This is a genomic window from Chitinophaga eiseniae (genome assembly GCF_900167135.1).
Taxonomy (GTDB): domain Bacteria; phylum Bacteroidota; class Bacteroidia; order Chitinophagales; family Chitinophagaceae; genus Chitinophaga; species Chitinophaga eiseniae.
In genome coordinates this window covers 1,169,067-1,187,543 of the sequence record NZ_FUWZ01000002.1, presented here as the reverse complement: position 1 = coordinate 1,187,543, position 18,477 = coordinate 1,169,067, and the positions used below count along the sequence as shown (strand labels likewise).

At 50.9% G+C, this 18,477-nt stretch carries 13 protein-coding genes; 5 read left to right on the top strand and 8 right to left on the bottom strand.

All coding sequences use genetic code 11. From position 1 onward, the window contains the following. Positions 1 to 78: 78 nt before the first annotated feature. Positions 79 to 1,305, top strand: a complete 1,227-nt coding sequence (locus tag B5D63_RS14405; RefSeq protein WP_078669482.1) for a glycosyltransferase family 87 protein — start codon at positions 79 to 81, stop codon at positions 1,303 to 1,305. A gap of 392 nt (positions 1,306 to 1,697) precedes the next feature. Further along, positions 1,698 to 3,989 (top strand): GH92 family glycosyl hydrolase, encoded by a 2,292-nt coding sequence (locus B5D63_RS14400; protein WP_078669481.1) that lies wholly within the window; start codon positions 1,698 to 1,700, stop codon positions 3,987 to 3,989. A 113-nt stretch (positions 3,990 to 4,102) separates the two neighbouring features. Here B5D63_RS14400 and B5D63_RS14395 read toward each other — a convergent pair whose 3' ends face one another. The 3 genes from B5D63_RS14395 to B5D63_RS14385 form a co-directional block, all read right to left on the bottom strand. Continuing rightward, positions 4,103 to 5,191, bottom strand: a complete 1,089-nt coding sequence (locus B5D63_RS14395; RefSeq protein WP_078669480.1) for a family 10 glycosylhydrolase — start codon at positions 5,189 to 5,191, stop codon at positions 4,103 to 4,105. Positions 5,192 to 5,196: 5 nt separating this feature from the next. Further along, the gene (locus B5D63_RS14390; protein WP_078669479.1) at positions 5,197 to 6,336 is read right to left on the bottom strand and encodes a carbohydrate-binding family 9-like protein; all 1,140 of its coding nucleotides are present in this window, start codon (positions 6,334 to 6,336) and stop codon (positions 5,197 to 5,199) included. A gap of 174 nt (positions 6,337 to 6,510) precedes the next feature. Next, a complete protein-coding gene (locus tag B5D63_RS14385; protein ID WP_078669478.1) occupies positions 6,511 to 8,559 on the bottom strand; it encodes a M13 family metallopeptidase in 2,049 nt (682 codons plus the stop codon). Positions 8,560 to 8,678: 119 nt separating this feature from the next. Between B5D63_RS14385 and B5D63_RS14380 the strand changes: the two genes are divergently transcribed. The 3 genes from B5D63_RS14380 to B5D63_RS14370 all read left to right on the top strand — a co-directional run bounded on the left by B5D63_RS14380 (position 8,679) and on the right by B5D63_RS14370 (position 10,540). Further along, positions 8,679 to 9,866 (top strand): DUF5009 domain-containing protein, encoded by a 1,188-nt coding sequence (locus tag B5D63_RS14380; protein WP_078669477.1) that lies wholly within the window; start codon positions 8,679 to 8,681, stop codon positions 9,864 to 9,866. 158 nt (positions 9,867 to 10,024) lie between these two features. Beyond that, on the top strand, positions 10,025 to 10,267 hold the full coding sequence (locus B5D63_RS14375; RefSeq protein WP_078669476.1) for a hypothetical protein: 243 nt from the start codon (positions 10,025 to 10,027) through the stop codon (positions 10,265 to 10,267). A 21-nt stretch (positions 10,268 to 10,288) separates the two neighbouring features. Next, a complete protein-coding gene (locus tag B5D63_RS14370) occupies positions 10,289 to 10,540 on the top strand; it encodes a hypothetical protein (protein ID WP_078669475.1) in 252 nt (83 codons plus the stop codon). On the opposite strand, the gene B5D63_RS14365 is transcribed toward B5D63_RS14370, so the two are convergent. The 5 genes from B5D63_RS14365 to B5D63_RS14345 are packed head-to-tail and all read right to left on the bottom strand — an operon-like array spanning position 10,541 to position 18,439. Continuing rightward, entirely contained in the window at positions 10,541 to 12,430 is a 1,890-nt protein-coding gene (locus tag B5D63_RS14365; RefSeq protein ID WP_078669474.1) for a monovalent cation:proton antiporter-2 (CPA2) family protein, read from the bottom strand. A gap of 2 nt (positions 12,431 to 12,432) precedes the next feature. Continuing rightward, positions 12,433 to 13,038, bottom strand: a complete 606-nt coding sequence (locus B5D63_RS14360; RefSeq protein WP_078669473.1) for an NAD(P)H-dependent oxidoreductase — start codon at positions 13,036 to 13,038, stop codon at positions 12,433 to 12,435. A 12-nt stretch (positions 13,039 to 13,050) separates the two neighbouring features. After that, positions 13,051 to 14,901 (bottom strand): chloride channel protein, encoded by a 1,851-nt coding sequence (locus B5D63_RS14355; protein WP_078669472.1) that lies wholly within the window; start codon positions 14,899 to 14,901, stop codon positions 13,051 to 13,053. Positions 14,902 to 14,917: 16 nt separating this feature from the next. Beyond that, positions 14,918 to 15,826, bottom strand: coding sequence for a transglutaminase domain-containing protein (locus B5D63_RS14350; protein WP_078669471.1), 909 nt, complete (start codon positions 15,824 to 15,826; stop codon positions 14,918 to 14,920). A gap of 33 nt (positions 15,827 to 15,859) precedes the next feature. Then, entirely contained in the window at positions 15,860 to 18,439 is a 2,580-nt protein-coding gene (locus B5D63_RS14345) for an NACHT domain-containing protein (protein WP_078669470.1), read from the bottom strand. Between the last annotated feature and the right edge of the window lie 38 nt (positions 18,440 to 18,477).

The window sequence follows — 18,477 nt, the reverse complement described above, 5'->3', positions numbered from 1 at the left end:
TTTTTAATCGCCGCCCTCTAATAGGGGGATGCGGCTTTTTGCTGCGTCATATCAGCATATATAGTATTTGGATCTACGATGAACTACACGGCTGTACAGCGTAAACGCAACGTGCTGACTTATTTGGGAGAAAAGGAATGGCTGATCATGTTCCTTTGGTTTGGCCTGGCTTTTATTGGTGCTATTACGGAAATATCCCGGGGTAACATCAATAACTTCCTCATTTTCAAGAATGTATTCTTTCACCTGATACATCAGCAACCACTTTATATCGAGTATCCGCAGGAATACTACGATGTAAACCTGTATGGACCGGTGTTTAGCCTCGTTATCGCGCCTTTTGCCGGACTGGAAACCAAAGTCGGCGCCCTGCTATGGGCCATGACCGGCGCGGGAATACTGTATTATGCTATCCGGCAGCTGCCGCTCAACAGGATACAACAAAACATTATCCTGTTGCTCTGCACACAAGAGCTGATGGGCGCCAGCGGATGGTTCCAGATGAACCAGTTCATCGGTGCTTTTATCATCCTGACCTTCGCCAGTATTGTAAAGGGTAAGGATATGATGGCGGCATTCCTGATCGTGTTGGGTACGCTGACAAAGATTTACGGCATCGTGGGACTGGCATTCTTCTTTTTCAGTAGCAATCCGAGGCGCCTGATTGGTGGTTTGTTCCTTTGGGGAGGTATCCTGTTTGTAGCGCCTATGTTGCTTTCCAGTCCTCAGTATGTCATTAATTGTTATTTCGAATGGTATGCTGCCCTGGTGCATAAGAATACGCTGAACGAGGCTACTACCACTATCTTCCAGAATATTTCCGCCGGAGGGTTTATCCAGCGGATACTTCACCTGCCTACGCTGAATCATAATTATGTTCTGATCCCGGCGGTATTGATTTTCCTGTCCCAATACATCCGGCTGCCTTACCGCTATAATTCCCGCTACCGGTTGTATATGCTCTGCTCGGTGCTGATGTTCCCCGTATTATTTAGCAGCAGCTCAGAATCACCGACTTACATTATCGCGATACCGGCCATCTGTATCTGGTATGTGATGCAGCCTATCACGCGCGCAACGAATACATTCCTGTTTTTTGCCATACTACTTGTGAGTTTCTCCCATTCAGACCTCGTTACGCCATGGGTGAGGAAAAACCTTGCGGTGCCGTATGCGCTGAAAGCCCTGCCCTGCCTGGTACTGTGGCTGATGATCGCATGGGAAATTCTTACCAAACAGTTCCTGAAGAAGCTGGAAAAGACAGAAGCAGCTGCCCCTGTGCTGGAGCCTGTCGGGCAACTTTGAGTCGCTTCGCTATCCGGAAAACGGCGTTTCAGATGCCCGTTTTCCGGACGCTATTTTAAAGCCGGTTTCGCCTCCACCTCCATTTCCGGCTTTACACCAGCTTCCCCCTCTCGCAGCCACTTCCGCTTCCACCCTCACCCAGCTTCCGCCTCGCCCAGCTCACTTCCGCTTCCACCCTCACCCAGCTTCCCCCTCTCGCAGCTCACTTCCGCTTCCACCCTCACCCAGCTTCCCCCTCACCCAGCTCACTTCAGCTTCCACCCTCACCCCACTCCCTCACCCAGCCCACTTCAGCTTCCCCTCACCCAACCCCAAATAACCTCCCGTTCACAAAAAAAGTGCTTGAAAAGTTCTCCCGACCGCGTATATTAGCTTGCTAAAAGGATTTAGTTATGAATATGGGATTTAGGATCGGTGGCGCACTGGCCTTGTCGGCCCTGATGCTGCAAGGCACGCAGGTATCGGCACAGGCTAAAAAGGCTAAAGCCGCTGAAGGCTTCATCGAAAGCAGATCGGTAGCGGCGGTAGACCCTTATATCGGCTCCGGCGGCCATGGCCACGTATTTGTAGGCGCCAGCGTACCGTATGGCGCGGTGCAGGTAGGCCCCACCAATATCGTAAAAGGGTGGGACTGGTGCTCCGGCTACCACTACTCTGACAGCGTGGTGATCGGCTTCTCTCAGATGCACCTGAGCGGCACCGGTATCGGCGACCTTGGCGACGTGCTGATCATGCCTTACACCGGGAAAGTCCGCACCAACCGTGGTACCCAGGAAAACCCAACCTCCGGCTACGGCTCCCATTATTCACATGCCCGCGAAAAAGCCCGCCCCGGCTATTACCGGGTAAAACTGGATGACTATAACATCGACGTGGAACTGACCGCTGCTGAAAGAGTAGCGCTGCATAAATATACCTTCCCGAAAAACGAACCGGCCAACATCATCATCGACCTGAAGGAAGGCATCGGCTGGGACGCCCCCGTGGAAACATTCATCCGCAAAGTGGATGACCATACCCTCGAAGGTTACCGCTATTCCAAAGGGTGGGCGGAAGACCAGCGCGTATGGTTCACCATTAAATCCAATGTACCGGTAAAACAATTCCAGGTGTTTGAAGGAGATACAAAACAGGAAGGTATCTCCCTGAAAGGGAAAGCAGTAAAAGGTGTGATCTCTTTTGCAAAATCACCGGGGCAGGTCATGCTGAAAGTGGGCATCTCCCCCGTCAGCAGTGCCAACGCATTGGCTAACATCAACGCGGAAATGCCAGGCTGGAACTTCGCCCAGGTGGTGAACAGCGCCAACGCCAAGTGGGACAAGGAACTGTCCAAGGTAGACATCCGGACAAAAGATGAAGCGGCCCGCCGTGTCTTCTATACCGCCCTCTATCATACCATGATAGATCCGGCGCTCTTCAATGATCATGACGGCAGCTATCGTGGCACTGATAAAAAAGTGTATCCAAACCCGGGCTTCGATAACTATTCCGTTTTCTCCCTGTGGGATATTTATCGCTCTGCCGCCCCGCTGAGCACCATCCTGCATCCGGAAAAAGTGAACAGCTTCGTCAACTCCATGATCACCATACACAAGCAACAAGGCAAACTGCCGGTATGGCCGCTCATGGGCAGCGAAACCAACTGCATGGTGGGTTATCATGGCGTGCCTCCTATCGTGGACGCCTATCTGAAAGGATTCACCGGCTTTAATGCAGAAGATGCTTTCGAAGCCATGAAAGCTACCTCCATGCGCGACGACCTCGGCGTGAAATACGTAAAAGAAAGAGGTTATATCCCCGCTGATAAAGAGTATGAATCAGTGTCGAAAGCCCTGGAATACGCTATCGACGACTGGTGTATCGCTGCCATGGCCAAAAAAATGGGCAAACAGGAAGACTACGAATATTACAAAAAACGTGCTGCCTACTACAAAAACTACTTCGACAGCACGATTAAATTTGTACGGCCACGCATGAGCGATGGCAGCTTCAAAACACCTTACGATCCGTTCAATTCCATCCATGAAAAAGGCGATTTCACGGAAGGCAACGGCTGGCAATACACCTGGCTGGTACCGCAAGACGTGGAAGGACTGATCAGCCTGATGGGAGGTGACGAAGCCTTCACTCACAAACTGGACAGCCTCTTCACAGCTAAGGGAGATATGGGAGCAGAGGCATCCAGCGATATCTCCGGCCTGATTGGCATGTACGCTCATGGGAATGAACCCAGCCATCATGTTACCTACATGTACGCTTTTGCAGGTAACCAGTGGAAAACAGCGGAAAAAGTAAGACAGGTGATGAAAGACTTTTACTTCGATCAGCCGGAAGGTCTGGCAGGTAATGAAGACTGCGGCGCCATGTCTTCCTGGTATGTGTTTTCCTCTCTGGGCTTCTATCCGGTAAACCCCGCCAATGGCGTGTATGTGCTGGGCAGCCCGCTGTTCGATAAGGCAACGTTGAAGCTGGAAGGTGGTAAAACCTTCGCGGTGCAAACGATCAATAACAGCAAGGAAAATATCTATATCCAAAACGTCACGCTTAACGGAAAGCCCTATACGAAGAGCTTTATCACGCACCAGGACCTCGTAAAAGGCGGTACCCTGGTAGTGACAATGGGGAACAAACCGAATGTCAATTTTGGTAAGGCGCTGGCAGACAGACCCGCTAACAATTTGTAAATTTTGTCATTTAGAAATTTGATGATTGTTATTTAGGAATTTAGCTATTCAAAATAAGCCGGGAACGATAAGGCATTAAATAACTAAATTCCTAAATAACAAAATTTCTAAATTTACACGCTTTCTCCCAGCACCCTTAACACTTCCGGCGTCATGTCCCCGAAGATAGAAACACCGGCAGCGCCATTGTCTATGGCCAGTTTCACCGCTTCGCGCAGATCATTGTAGTTGTTGTTGAAGTCAGGAAGGAATAAGCCGGCATACAACGGAAACGCTCCATGCAGGGTTTTAACGCCTTCTGCTACCGCATCCCCTATCCAGGTAATGTTTTCCCGGTAAAAGCCATGATAGATCATCGGCATAACGGCGTTCAGCGGCCAGTTGGTCCAGTCCTGCCGTACAATGCGTTTGGCTATTTCCGGCGTGGGGAACACCGCGGCGGAAATAGGTTTTTTATGTTGTTGGGCTACCTGTGCAAGGTTCTTTACCACGTTGGTGATCCGGTCGTAGCGGAATTTCCGCCAGGACGGACTTTGGTCCGGATGCTCTATCTCCAGAGGGTCCTTGCCATAGGCGGTTTTATAAGCACTGCGGCAGTCGTTGCAATAACAGAAATCATATTCCGGCAGCTCTCTCGACTGATCAATGCCATATTTACTCCAGAGGTTCACCGGCAAAATAACATCGCAAAAACGAACATAGTCCAGGTGAATACCATCTACATAATTCTTCGACAGCGCCTGTTCTACCTGTGATTTCAGATAGTTGATCACTTCCGGTTTGCTGGGGCACAACCAGCGGTAGTAATCCACATACGGCGGATGGTTGGAGCAGGACTCGCCCTTACGGTTCACTGCATACCACTCGGGATGACTGGCCAGCAGCTCTTTTTCACCACGGTTCATGGTCCACATCCAGCGGTGCGCCTTAATGCCGGCAGCTTTGGCCGCCCTGAAATGTACTTCACTGTCAGCTTCAAAGAAAAGGTCTGTAATGCCGGCTTTACGATAGGTGGCATAACGTTTGGCCAGATCGGCCGCTTTTTCTTTGGGATCGGGATTGATCCAGACACGGTGCTGTACCCCTATTTTTTCCATGGACTGCGGCTTCTCGGTGGTGCCGGCTGCCAGTGCGGGCAGCGACGGTTTCGCTAATACCAGCCCGCTGAGTCCCAATGCTTTGATGAAATTACGTTTATTCATAAGCGTTATTTTCTTTTCGTGTTGCTGTAGATACGGCCTTCCTGGTTAATGTAAACCGTTCCCTCCAGTTTGCCGCCCTGTATGGAAGCGGTGAACTGGGAACTGATGCCTTCCAGCTGCAGTGAGTAAGTGATGCCATCTGCTGCGGTTTGTTTGGCGGGCAGGTTCAGTTCCCGGAGGGTAGCAGCAAACTTACCGTGGCGTTCCCGGTAACGTACCTGCTCATGGAAGACATGCCACAACAGGCGTTTGGCTGGTTCGGCAACCGGCATCCGGAAGGGTGCGGTGGCGTCATGGGTCGGTTGGGTGCTGAACTGCAGGTATCCCCATCTTTCAGGGGCGTGCATGTTGATGATTTCCTGCGGAGACCATACCCAGTTGTTTTCCGGCTTCTTCCGCTTTACATACTGACCGTCTTTGATATCGGTGTCCCACTCTACCCGGGAGAAATTGATACGCCAGGTGCTGCCATCAGACGGGCGGCGCGGATCATTGAAGAAGCGCAGTGCATGGAATGGGATCGCCATTTCCACAGTCCACTCCTTGTCCTTATCGCCGGGCTGGTTGAGCGTACCGTTAATATGAACGGCGGTCTTAAGGCCTTTAGTATCCCAGTTGAGCAACGCGTTGCCACCATGACGGTACGGCTTGTTCATAAACAAATCCATCACGGTATTAAAGGCGTTGATTTCCAGTTCAAAATACTGATGTGTATCGCCATCGGGGTCAATGAACACCTCAAAGTCGTTGTCCTGAAATATGATCGCATCATGGTCTTTAAGGGTAGCCCGCAGGTGGGGTTCCTCCATCACGGCAGCAATGTAGAGATAATGCTGGTCCCACATCATTTTTACACGGCTGCGGAGCGGCGGCGCCGGTTTGGTATCTCCTTCAATATCCGTAAAGTCATCTGTCCAGGGTACCTGTTCCCACGCCTTTTCCGACAGCTGACCGTCAATGGTCACGCTGTCAGCAGTGTGATAACATACATAGTGGCGGGGTGTGCCGGCAAACGGTTTAAAAGCTTCTGAAAACGTCTGTGCGGAAGCGTTTCCAGCTCCTGTACAAACAGCAAATACTCCGATAATAACAATAGCAAAAAAGTGCGCGACTGGTTTCCGCCGCTCATGGCATGAACTTCCCATTTCTCTTATAGCTCCAAAATTAATTTAGCAATCCAATTCCAAAATTCGGGACTCAAGATAGTTAATAGTTCGCGCAATATGTACATTATATCTTTTCCTGACGGCATTCAGACAAATAGAAAAGCCTGACTGGAAAGGAGTCCCAATCAGGCTTTTCATACCTCGTAAAAGGTCTTACCATATTCTGACACGTGCACTGTCTGCTCTCCACATGCCGTCGCCTTCTTTCAGGTTGTACACTTTGTAAAAAGCGTCTACGTCGCTAAAGGGGCCGATCACTCTGAACTTGGCGGGGGAGTGCACATCGGTGAGCACTCTTCTGGCCAGGTCTTCTTTTTTGGTGTGGCTGAGCCATCCGAGGGAGTAACCCATGAAGTAACGTTGTGCGGGGGAGTAGCCGGCGATGGGCTGGTTCTTTTTAAACTGTGCTGTTTTTTGGAAGGCGTCCCATCCGAGGAGGATACCGCCAAGGTCTGCGATATTTTCGCCGAGGGTGGCTTTGCCGTTGATATGCAAGGTGTCTACTACTACGTAGGAGTTGAACTGGTTGATCATCACCGCTGCGCGTTGATTGAATTTTGCTTCGTCTTCTTTGGTCCACCAGTTTTTCAGGTTACCGTCTGCGTCAAACTGGCGGCCTTCATCATCAAAGCCGTGGGTGATTTCGTGGCCGATGGTGGAGGCGCCGGCATAGCCATATACCAGCGCGTCGTCCAGCTCTTCGTCGCGTTTGCCGGGCACGGTGAAGATACCGGCAGGCAGCACGATTTCATTGTTGCTGGGATTGTAGTAGGCGTTATAGGTCTGCGGTGTCATGTCCCATTCAGTGCGGTCTACCGGTTTGCCCAGTTTGTTGACCTGGTAGTTGTGCCACCATTGTTGTGCTGCTCTGGCATTCGCTGCATATGACTGCTCTTTGATGGTCATGGCGGAGAAGTCTTTCCATTTGTCCGGGTAACCTACTTTCTTGGTGATTTTAGACAGTTTGTACAGTGCTTTCTGTTTGGTGCTGTCGCTCATCCAGGTGAGGTTTTCGATACGTGTTTTCAGTGCCCCGCGGATGTCTTCCACCAGGTTCTCGTATCTTTTTTTGGCGTCGGCGTTGAAGAACTCTTTCACGAACAGTTGGCCGAGCGCTTCGCCCATGGCGCCTTCTTCCGCATCCAGCACCCGTTTCCAGCGGGGCTTTTGTTTCTCCTGGCCTTTCAGGAGTGTGCCATAGAAGGCAAAGTCGGTAGCGGCAATGTCATCGCTGAGTGTGGAAGCGCTGCTGTTGATCAGGTGCCATTTCAGGTAGTTCTTCCAGGCGTCCAGCGGTTGTGATTTAACGGCGTTGCTGAGGGCGGTGTAGAATTCCGGTTGACCAACAATAATCGTATCTGCGTGACTGTTAATGCCTTGCTGTTTTATAAAGGCGGCCCAGTCGATGTTACCGGCCATTTTGTTCAGCTGGGTAACGGCCATCTTGTGATAGTTGGCTTCCGGATCGCGCAGGTCTGCCAGCTTGCGGCTGGACCTGGCGAGGATGGTTTCCAGTTGTACCACGCTGGCGGCGGCAGCTTTGGCGGCAGTGCTGTCCATACCGGTGAACTGCAGCATTTTAGCGATGTGCGCGGGATAAGCCTGCCTTATTTTGGTAGTGCGTTCGTCGGTATTGAAATAGTAATCGCGGTTGGGTAAACCAAGGCCGCCCTGGTAAAACTGCAGGGCCATGGCTTCGCTGTTCTTGGCATCCTGTGCGATGTAAGGGCTGCACATTACGCCGGTGAAGATGTTTTGCTGTGCGGCAAGGGCAACCAGTTCCCGGGTGTTGGTAACGGCGTCGATAGCTTTCAGATCGGCCTCGATAGGTTTAATACCGGCGGCGTTGAGGGCTACGGAGTCCATTCCGCTTTTCCAGAAAGCGGCTATTTTACGGGAGATGTCATCGCCCGGTTTTTCGACGGCCTGCTCGTTGATGAGCCGCAGACGTTTGTACAGCTCTTCCTGTACCAGGTTACCGATGCCCCAGGAACTGTACTCTGCAGGGATAGGATTACGTTTTATCCATCCGCCGTTGACATAGTCAAAGTAATCTTGTGCGGGGTTGACAGTGCTGTCTACGTTGGCAGCCAGGATGTCGGGGGTGGCTTGTTGCTGATCGGCCGTCGACTGTCCCTGGTTGCAGGCGGCCATGCATGCCATACCGGCAATGCCGATGCCTGTGAGCAGGTATTTCCTCATAAGTGTTAATTGGTTTAAGGCTGGAAAGATAAATTTTTTTAGCCACTGGCTGCTTAAAATAGCCTTAATACTATCAGTTTTATATTGTATTTTGGACGATCGTCAACCCACAATCCCCTATGATCAATAAATTATCAACCGGTCGTATTTTATCTATCGATGCTTTTCGCGGAATTACCATCCTTGTGATGATTTTTGTTAACAGTGTTGCCGGCGTGCACGGTATCCCCTCGTGGATGCAGCATGCGCACGCGGATGAAGACAGGATGACATTTGTGGACGTGGTGTTTCCGGCATTCCTGTTTATCGTGGGTATGTCTATTCCTTTTGCCATCAATAGCCGCCTGAATAAAGGCGACAGTTTCTGGCAGCTGCAGAAACATATTCTCTGGCGCACGCTGGGCCTGCTGGTGCTGGGGGTGTTTATGGTGAATACCGATGAGCTCAATCCCGCTGCCACCGGTATGAGCATGGGGGTATGGGCGTTGTTGTTTTACGGTAGCGTGATACTGGTATGGAATGTATATAAATTCGAACAGCCGTGGATCAGCTGGTGCCTGAAAGGTATCGGCGCAGTGATATTGATCGTGCTGGCGGTGATCTACCGGGGCGGTGAAGACGGAGCGCATTATCTCACACCACAATGGTGGGGTATCCTGGGACTGATTGGTTGGGCATACCTGTACGCCTGTATTATCTACCAGCTCTTTAAAGGCAATCACAACGCTATCTTTTTCATGATAGCGGTATGTATCGGGTATTATATTTTATGCCGGCAGCCGTTTATACAAAACAGTGAGTGGAGCTTGCTGGCATCACAGGGCGGCAATGCGGCCCATACGGCCATCGTGTTGTGTGGGATGCTGTTAACTTTATTTTATTTTGATGAAGACCTGGGACTGACTGGCAGCCGCCTGGTATCCAGGGTGGCAGGGTTCTGTACGGTGCTGCTGATTGCAGGCGCCTGGTTACGGCCCGCGTATAAATTATCCAAGATCCAGGCAACGCCCAGCTGGTGCCTGTACTGCGCGGCCATTTGTGTGGCCGTCTTTTCACTTTTATATTTTTTGATAGATGTAAAACATTTCAACAGATGGACTTCCTTCTTTAAGCCCGCAGGTTCCAACCCACTCCTCACCTACATCCTGCCGGACATCGTGTATTTCGGAATGATGGCCCTGGGCCTCAGCCTGCCGGCTGTTCTGCAGGAGGGCGTGCCGGGCATCATCTGGTGCATGTGCTTCGCGGTGGCGATGTTGTTTGTGGTAAAGGGGCTTAATAAATTACATATCCGCCTGCAACTGTAACTATATTCCCCACTTCTTCGTTATACCCTATACGTTATGTAGAAAAATATCTGCATGAGCAACATCCGCATGTAGTTGTTGTAACGTAGATATGGTATGGCATTTCGTTTGCCGCCGGATCCCGTGAGTAGTATTCATTATCCCAAAATTTACCCCCGATGAAAAAAATAGCAATTGTTCTGATGCTGGCAGGTGTGATTTTAGCTATCTTAGCGCAGTACGCCTACACGAATGACTGGATGTGGTTCCGGATTTTCCATACACTGGGATTCGTAGGATACATATTTATCATTAGCGGACTGGCTTATTTTTCCCTGTCGTTCATTCATCAGCTTTCCCGGGATGAAAAAAACAGGATCAAGCGTTATTATCAGCAGCAACACAGTGAAAAAGAAGCCTGAGCCCTGCAACGGCAGTAACCAATGGCAACAGACACATTTACCCTGAAATTTGAATATAAGGGACACCCTCATATTCTGGAAGTGAACACGGTACACCAGACGTACAAAACCATATACAAAGTCGTCATTGCTGAACACGAGATCTCTTTCGAGCCCGATGAAGAAGGTTATGTGCGGGCTGTCTCCGATAAACCCATGCACGACCACAGCCATCCGGTAGACGTAGAACTACTGCACCACGTGGCTGAACTGATCATACACCATATTCAATAATCAGCTCTCTGCTTCTCCACGCACCTCATCGCGGATGGAACTGGCATCCCAGCCCTGTCCTTCGTCCAGCCATGTTTTGATGCGGTCGGAGGCAATCAGTTTTTCCATTTCTTCAATACGCTCGCGCATACTGACGAGGTACTGTTTCTTATCGTCGCGCATGGCCGATAACCCTTTTAATGTCCTTTCGTCCTGGCGGAAGAATGTGCGCGCGGCCCTTTCACTATGATAGGCGCGCACTCCCAGCATCCGGAGCGCATCAGCGCCCATCCGCAGCGAAGTGTCCACCGTTTCACGGTAAATATGCAGTACGCCCTGGTCCATCAGCTCGAAAGTATCTTCCACCTGTTGCGCCCTCACCAATAACTGCAGATGCGGGAAATATTTCTGCGCCAGTTCCACAATCTGACGGGTCTGTTCGGATTGGTCGGTCGCAACTATCAGCAGTTTGGCGTCGGCAGCGCCGGCAGCGACCAGCAGGTCGTAACGGGAAGCGTCGCCGTAATATACTTTGATACCCAGGTTATGCAACGCATCTACCCGGTCTGAATCCATATCGAGAATGGTACATTTGATACCATTGGCCCGCAGGAAACGCCCGGTCATACTGCCGAAACGGCCGAAGCCGGCGATGATCACCGGGTTCTTTTCATGGATTTCATCAGAAGAACGCTCGTCGCCGTGTGGTATCTGGCGGGTAAACCGTGGCTGTATCACTTTTTCGTACAACAACATGATCAGCGGCGTCAGCGCCATGCTGATGGCCACAATAGCCGTAAGCATCGCGGAAAGCCTGCCATCGATCAGCCTTACCTGATTGCTGAAAGCCAGCAACACAAACGCAAACTCGCCGATGTCAGCCAACGCAAAGGCAAAGAGCAGGTTCTGGTCTGTACTCAGCTTGAATATCTTCCCCAATATCGTCAGCACAACACCTTTTATCACCATCAACCCCAGTACCAGACCAAATATCAGCAACGGTTCTTCCTTGATGAGCGAAAAATCTATGGACGCTCCCACGGCGATGAAAAACAATCCCAGCAATAATCCTTTAAAAGGTTCTATATCGCTTTCCAGCTCATGACGATATTCGCTGTTGGCCAGCACCACACCGCCCAGAAAGGCGCCCAGCGCGGAACTTAAGCCCACAAGATTCATCAGCACGGCGATAGCCACCACCATCAGCAGCGCCGTGGCGGTAAATAATTCCCTGACGCGGGTGCGGGCAATAATGCGCATCAGCGGGTTAACAAGGTAGCGGCCGGCCACAACGATAGCGGCTACGGCGCCCAATACCACCAGCGTTTGCCCCCATGCAGGCAGATTGTCGCGCAGGGATGGCTCATGCAGGTCCGCCGTGCTGGCGGCGCCGTTGGCCAGCAACGGGAAAATGGCCAGCATCGGGATCACCGCGATGTCCTGGAACAACAATACGGAAAAAGCGCTCTGCCCTGCGGCCGTTTGCATCCACCCTTTTTCATTAAGCGTTTGCAACACAATAGCGGTAGACGACAACGACAGGATCATACCCAGCGCCAGCGATGCATTAAATGGCTGCCCCAGCCAGTAAGCCAGTCCGGCGATAGCAGCGGCGCTGCCCAGCACCTGGAGCCCTCCCAGCCCCAGAATGGAAGTACGCAGCCGCCAGAGCAACGTCGGCTCCAGCTCCATCCCGATAAGAAACAACATCATCACCACGCCAAACTCGGCAAAATGCATAATGTCTTCCCCCTCTTTACCGATGAAGCCCATCACAGACGGACCGATGATCACACCGGCGATCAGATACCCCAGCACAGCGCCCAGCCCCATTTTCTTGGCCAGCGGCACAAACACAATGGCGGCAGCCAGATACACCATTGACTGAAATAGCAGCGAATGTTGATTCATATTTATCGGGTTTGGGATGGAAGTTGTAATGCCTCGTTCATATAAGTCAGCCGGGTCAGGGCCTCAGGCGTTATTTTGTCGTCCCGCAGCTGCTCCAGCAGGTTGCGGTAGTGCTGTGCGGCGCCCCGGACATCTTCTATGTCCATACGGTGTACGCCGTAAATCACATAGGGAGCGAGATACTGCATGTTACACAATGCGGCGGTTTGTGAAAAAGGCAGCAGGAACTCCCGTACCGGGTACTGATGTTTCCCTTCGGGATGGTAACCGCTCTCCGCACTCCCGGCAGAAATGATGTTACTGAGATATTTGCCCTGCAGCGCTTTCCCGGTATGGCCATAAGCCCAACCATGCTCCAGCACCAGGTCCATCCACTGTTTGATGATGGCGGGAGCGCTATACCAGTAAAATGGATGTTGCAGCAGAATAATATCGTGTCGCTCCAGCAGTTGCTGCTCCCGGGCTACATCAATGTCCAGGTCAGGGTACCACTCATACAGATCGTTGAAAGTAATGCCCTTTACGCCTTTGATAGCCGCCAGCAACTGCTGGTGCACCCTGGACTTCTCCAGTGCCGGATGTGCAAAATTGATGAGTACCCGCGCCATATTTGAATGTATCTATCCTTCAGAATATTCTTGTAACAGTAATCTGTACTTATTCAGTATGCGTGATTTGGAGACAAACCCTATCAGCTTTTTGTCCTGCACGACCGGCAGGTTCCAGACATGCGCCTCGTCAAATTTCTTAAGCACCAATGTAATACTGTCTTTTAAAGATACTACTGCGGGCGGCGCTTTCATTAATTTCTTGACAGTAACAATATCGTACAGCTCCGGGTTGAACATGATCGGACGGATATCATCGAGCGTAATGATACCTTCGAGTTTGTCCTGTTGGTTTACTACCGCGATTATATTGCGGTGCCCGCCTTTTACAAGCTCTATCAGCTCCCGGAGGTCGCTGTCGATGTTTATCCGCTGGATATCCTGTTCCACAAGGTCCTGCATTCTCAGCATCAGCAGGATGTTATTGTCATGGGCTTTGGTAAATACTTTGCCTTCCTTGGCCAGTTCCGTCAACTCCGGGGAGATGGGCGAAAACCATTTAGCCATCAGGTAGGAGGTGGTAGATACAATCATCAATGGAATGAACAGGTCATACCCCGAACTGGATTCCGCGATCAGGAAGATGGCTGTCAGCGGAGCATACATCACCCCGGCCATTACTCCGGCCATGCCTACGATAACAAGGTTGGTCGCCGGCACATCGGTCAGGCCGATCTGTGTACATAACAAAGCGAAAAAGAACCCGAGGAAACCGCCGGCAAACAGGGAGGGCGCAAAATTCCCGCCATTACCGCCACTCTGGATGGTGATGGAAGTGGCAAAGGCTTTCAGCAGGCATACGCAGCCGGTAAATACCAGCAGCATCCAGCTTTGTGGTGGAAAGTACCCAAAGAAGCTGTTTTGCAGGATCACTTCTCCATGGCCTCCCGCCAATGCTTTTACAGCGGTATAGCCTTCTCCGAACAAAGGGGGCAACGCTACACAGAGCGCCGATACCAGCACCCCGCCCAACATGGCCCTCCGAAGAGCGCTCCACTGCAGATGCTGGAAGAAATGCTCCACTTTATGCGACAATACCACAAAGTAACGGGCGTAAAACCCACTCAGCAGGCCGAGGACAATATAAAAAGGGACATTGTGATAGTTAAAAGGTATCCGGGATTCAAAATGAAAAAGGACCTCCTCCTGAAGGATGATTTTGGAAAGAAGGCTGCCGCAAACGGCTGCCACTACCAACGGCATAAAGTCGGAGAACACCACGCCGGTCAGCAGGATCTCGAAGGCAAACATCATTCCGGCAATGGGCGCATTGAAGGCGGAAGCGATACCCGCCGTGGCGCCGGCTGCCAGCAACAAAGTACGTTCCTTGTATCCCAGTGAATAAGTGCGGGCGTAGTTCGATCCCAACGCGGCGCCGGTAACGGCAATAGGGCTTTCCAGCCCTGCAGATCCGCCAAGGCCAACAGTCACGGCGCTTTGCAGTATCTGGGAATACATCTTCACCTGCGGTATGATACTGGAGTTCTGGGCAATCTCATGCAATATCGCCGGAATCCCTTTGCGGGATTGACCTTTGAAAAAGAAAATAACAATCAGGGTGGTCAGCACAATCCCCAGAAAAGGGAAAACAATATAAAATATGATCTGGGTACTGAAATGTACTTTGTAGGTGATGATATAGTGAATATAATGCACCAGCATTTTTAGGGCAACTCCCGCCAGGCCGGCGGAACATCCTACCAGGATACCGGATAACAGCAAAAACTGATTACGGTTCAGCTTGGTATGAAGCCAATGGAGAACCAGTTCATAGCTTTTGGCTTTTCGAAGGCTATATTCTTCAAACTCTCGTTTAAACCTGAAGAAACTATGATGTTTCCGGATACGGCTAAATCTACTCATGGCGCAAATTTAGGAATCAGAGCTCAATCAACCCATAAACTTTATCATTCATGTACGGACCGCCGGGATGCCTGGCTGTGTAATCGAGATTGATCCAGTACTCCCCTTTCAGTTCGTGGTAATATAACTCCTTGATGACGGGTTTGGGAAAAAGCGTAATGATGGCCTGTTTCATGATTTCGAAATCTTCCTTGTCGCCGCAGTACAGCTCCGGGTAAGCGTGGCCTTTGATCAGTACAATACGGCAGCGCGCCCCGATAGACTGCAGGCAGGAGGTCATCAATATGGAATGATCGTCACAGTCGCCACCAAGGCCGTTCAGGATGGTTTCCTGTGGCGTGGCGAAATATTCGTCACGCCGGGAATCGAGCACATATTTGAAATTACCGTTGATATACCGGAAGAGAGACAGGAAACGGGTGATCTTCCCGAATTTATAAAAATACTCGTCGTAATACGCCAGCGAATGTTTAACAGAGAAGTTGCGGACCACGGAGTCCTGGTAGTTGACTTTCTCCCGGATGCCCCGGACAGTTTTGTCGCGATAGCTTTCCACACGACGGGGATACAAGCTGAGGATGTCCAGCTGTTTGCTGTCTTTGGTGCCCCAGTTGCCCTGCACCATCCCTTTATAATCGTTCAGCACATTCGTGAAGGTATAGTCGTCCCGGTATTTGTTGATCAGCAGGATACTGCACACCAGCAGGAAAGCGGGAATAATCAGCGGCCGGAAAACCCATCGCAGGGTATATACCACCAGAAGGCTGATCAGAAACGATACAGCCAGGTCTATGTGGAACCCTCCCGCCACGATGGGCGGGAGGAACCGGTTTACAAAAGGTGCGAGTGGTGCCAACGTCAGCAGGCTCAATACGTTGAGCAGCAATTGGGTAGACGTCGTGTATTTGCTTTCATCAATGGCCATTATGCTATGCAATAAAGCAAAATTATGCCATAATCACTTCGCAAAATTTGGAATGGCCTGTTTGAAGGAGGTGCTGTTACGGATTAATTCTATTTGTTGTTGTGTATCGGTGATCTGTTTGTCCATGTTGAGGTCGCGGTAGATGTTCTTCAACAGGGCGTAGTTCATCAGCGCCAGCACTTTCAGGTCCAGCTTCTGTGCATGTTCAATGGCTATTTCGGCTACACGGATCGCTTTGTGGAATTCGTGTTCATTATAGTATACGGTAGCATGCAGCAGTTTCTGGAAAGACTCCAGGTGTTTGCCGCTGAAATAGTCGGAGGAGTATTTTTTGATGACATGATCGGCATGCCGGCAGATCCTTTCGGCTGATTTAACGTTGCCCATTCCCAGGTGGCCCTGAGCTTGCCAGAGTAGCAGCATGAGGCGGAAAGAGTCCGCTTTGCGGTATGGCAGGGAAGGGTAGGCCTGAAACAGGCGCTGGGTGAAGTTGAGCAGATGCTCATAATCTTCCATCAGCAGGAAGGCGGTGCCCATGTTACGGAACACGATTTCCTGCGCCACGGATATCTGCTGCCGGGAAGTATGGCCCCAGTAATGTTGGTACTGGTATATTTTGGCCCGGATACCCTCATTGACAAAGCCAAATTTGAGATACTCATAAATAAAAAGGAGTATTTCATAAGGCGTCACCCACAGTTCGCCGTCGAATTCGTCTGCGTTGTACAGTTTTTTGATGCTGTTGAGCTCCAGCTCGCATTGCTCGGCGTCCAGCTGCAGTAATGCCATGCTGAAGAGCAGGTTACGGATTTTGAGTTTGTCCTCCCGCGCTTCGGCCATTCCCAGCAGGGCGTTCAGCACTTTCCGTTTACGGAAATGCATAAACTCATCATTAATGATCTGGCTGAGCGGGTTCTTTTTGAAGAAGCCCGGTGGAAAGATCGATTTCAATTCCACCTGGTTGTTGCCTTCGTGCTGGTAGTGGAGCACGAGGTATTCCAGCAGGTGTGATTTTTCGATGTTCGCCAGCGGGAGATGGAACATCTTGATGATGCCTTCCGTTTGCCGGGTGGTGATCGCATAGCGGAGCAGCCAGCGGAATACCCCGATGCGGTAGGGGGATTGCGGCAGGTGGTCCAGTATGTTCCGTAACAGGTTTTCGTTGATCTCCTGGCTGCTTTGCTGGAGGTAGTGCATGGCTACAAAGTATTCCAGCAGGAAGGTATGCGCGAAGCGCACCTTTACATGGAACATGATTTCCTGGCTCAGGTTCTCTTCCGCCAGAATATTATCCGCCAGTAGTTCCTTGTAGGCGGGGAACAGGTCTGCGTTCTGATTGAGCAGCTTGCTTTTATCGATATAGATACCGCTGCGGCCATAATCGAGCAGCGCCAGCAGCTTTTCGATGATCTTTATTTTAAAGGCGTTGCTCTGGGAGTTGAAAACCCGGTTCTGTACAAACCGTGATACGATTTCGAACAGGCTGAGGTGTTCATCCACAAAATTCTGGTCCGGGCCGGCGTTGAGCTGGCAGAACAGCTGCAGGTAATACGGGTTGCGTAGTTTCTGCAGGAAGCTCTCAGAGAACATCCGGATGGTGGACGGATCGAAGTGGTGATTGTAGAGCACCGACTTCACTTCCTGTTCGGTCAGTGCCGGCAGGTTAATGTTGGTTTCTTCGTCCATCTCCGGTCCCAGGTACCAGTAACGGCGGAAGGCCGGGTACTGGTGGGAGTGCTGGAATATCTCCGACCAGGTGCTGCTCCGGACGGAAAGGATCACTTTCACCCACGGATAGCGGTCGTTCGAATACACAAAGTCTTCCAGCTTGGTATATAATAGTTTGAGCTTATCGCCGGAAACAGCGATCTCATCGAAGCCGTCGATGATGAGAATCAGGCGACCGCCCTTGTTATTGAAATGACTGGCGAAATATTCGCGGAAGTTCTCCCCTTTGCCGAGGTCCATCTGGTTGTCCAGCCAGTTGGCCAGGGAGAAGCCTTTGAGTAACAGGCTGCCGGCGGCGTGTGCATGGATGAACCAGCATACGTCGTGTTTGAACCGGGCGTCCCTGCAGAACCAGAAATGTTCGGCAAGGTGTACCAGGGCCACGGACTTGCCCCAGCCTGATGGCGCGATCAGGGCAGTAGCAGCGTAGTCGCTCTCGAGGAACCGCTCAATGTGTGCGTTACAGAAAGTGCGGGGAACGGTAAACGGGAACGCGATACCCGAACGGTTTTTAAGCGTCAGGATGGTGTAATGTGATACTGCGTCCGCTTTGGTTTTCAGTTCATCCCATCTGCGGGTGTCCAGTTGCTGGTTGCTGCGACTGGCGCTGTTGAGCAATTGATAATGATGTTGCTGGAAATCTTCCCAGTCCTTAAAACGGCAATATTGTGAGAGCGTGTTCAGCGTGTAGCGCGAAAAGCTGTGTTGTGTAACAGCAAATCCGAATACCCTTTTGAGCGTTGTCTCACTCACCAGTTTCGTGGTGTTATCCAATATGGACTGAGCCAGATTCTTGCAATCTGCCGACGACATGACTTCAACACCGTATCTGCGCAATACTTCTTTCTGCAGTGTCATGATGAAGTCATAGGATAGATCAATCATAGGGGACAATAAATGGATTAGGAATTTTCGATACTTCA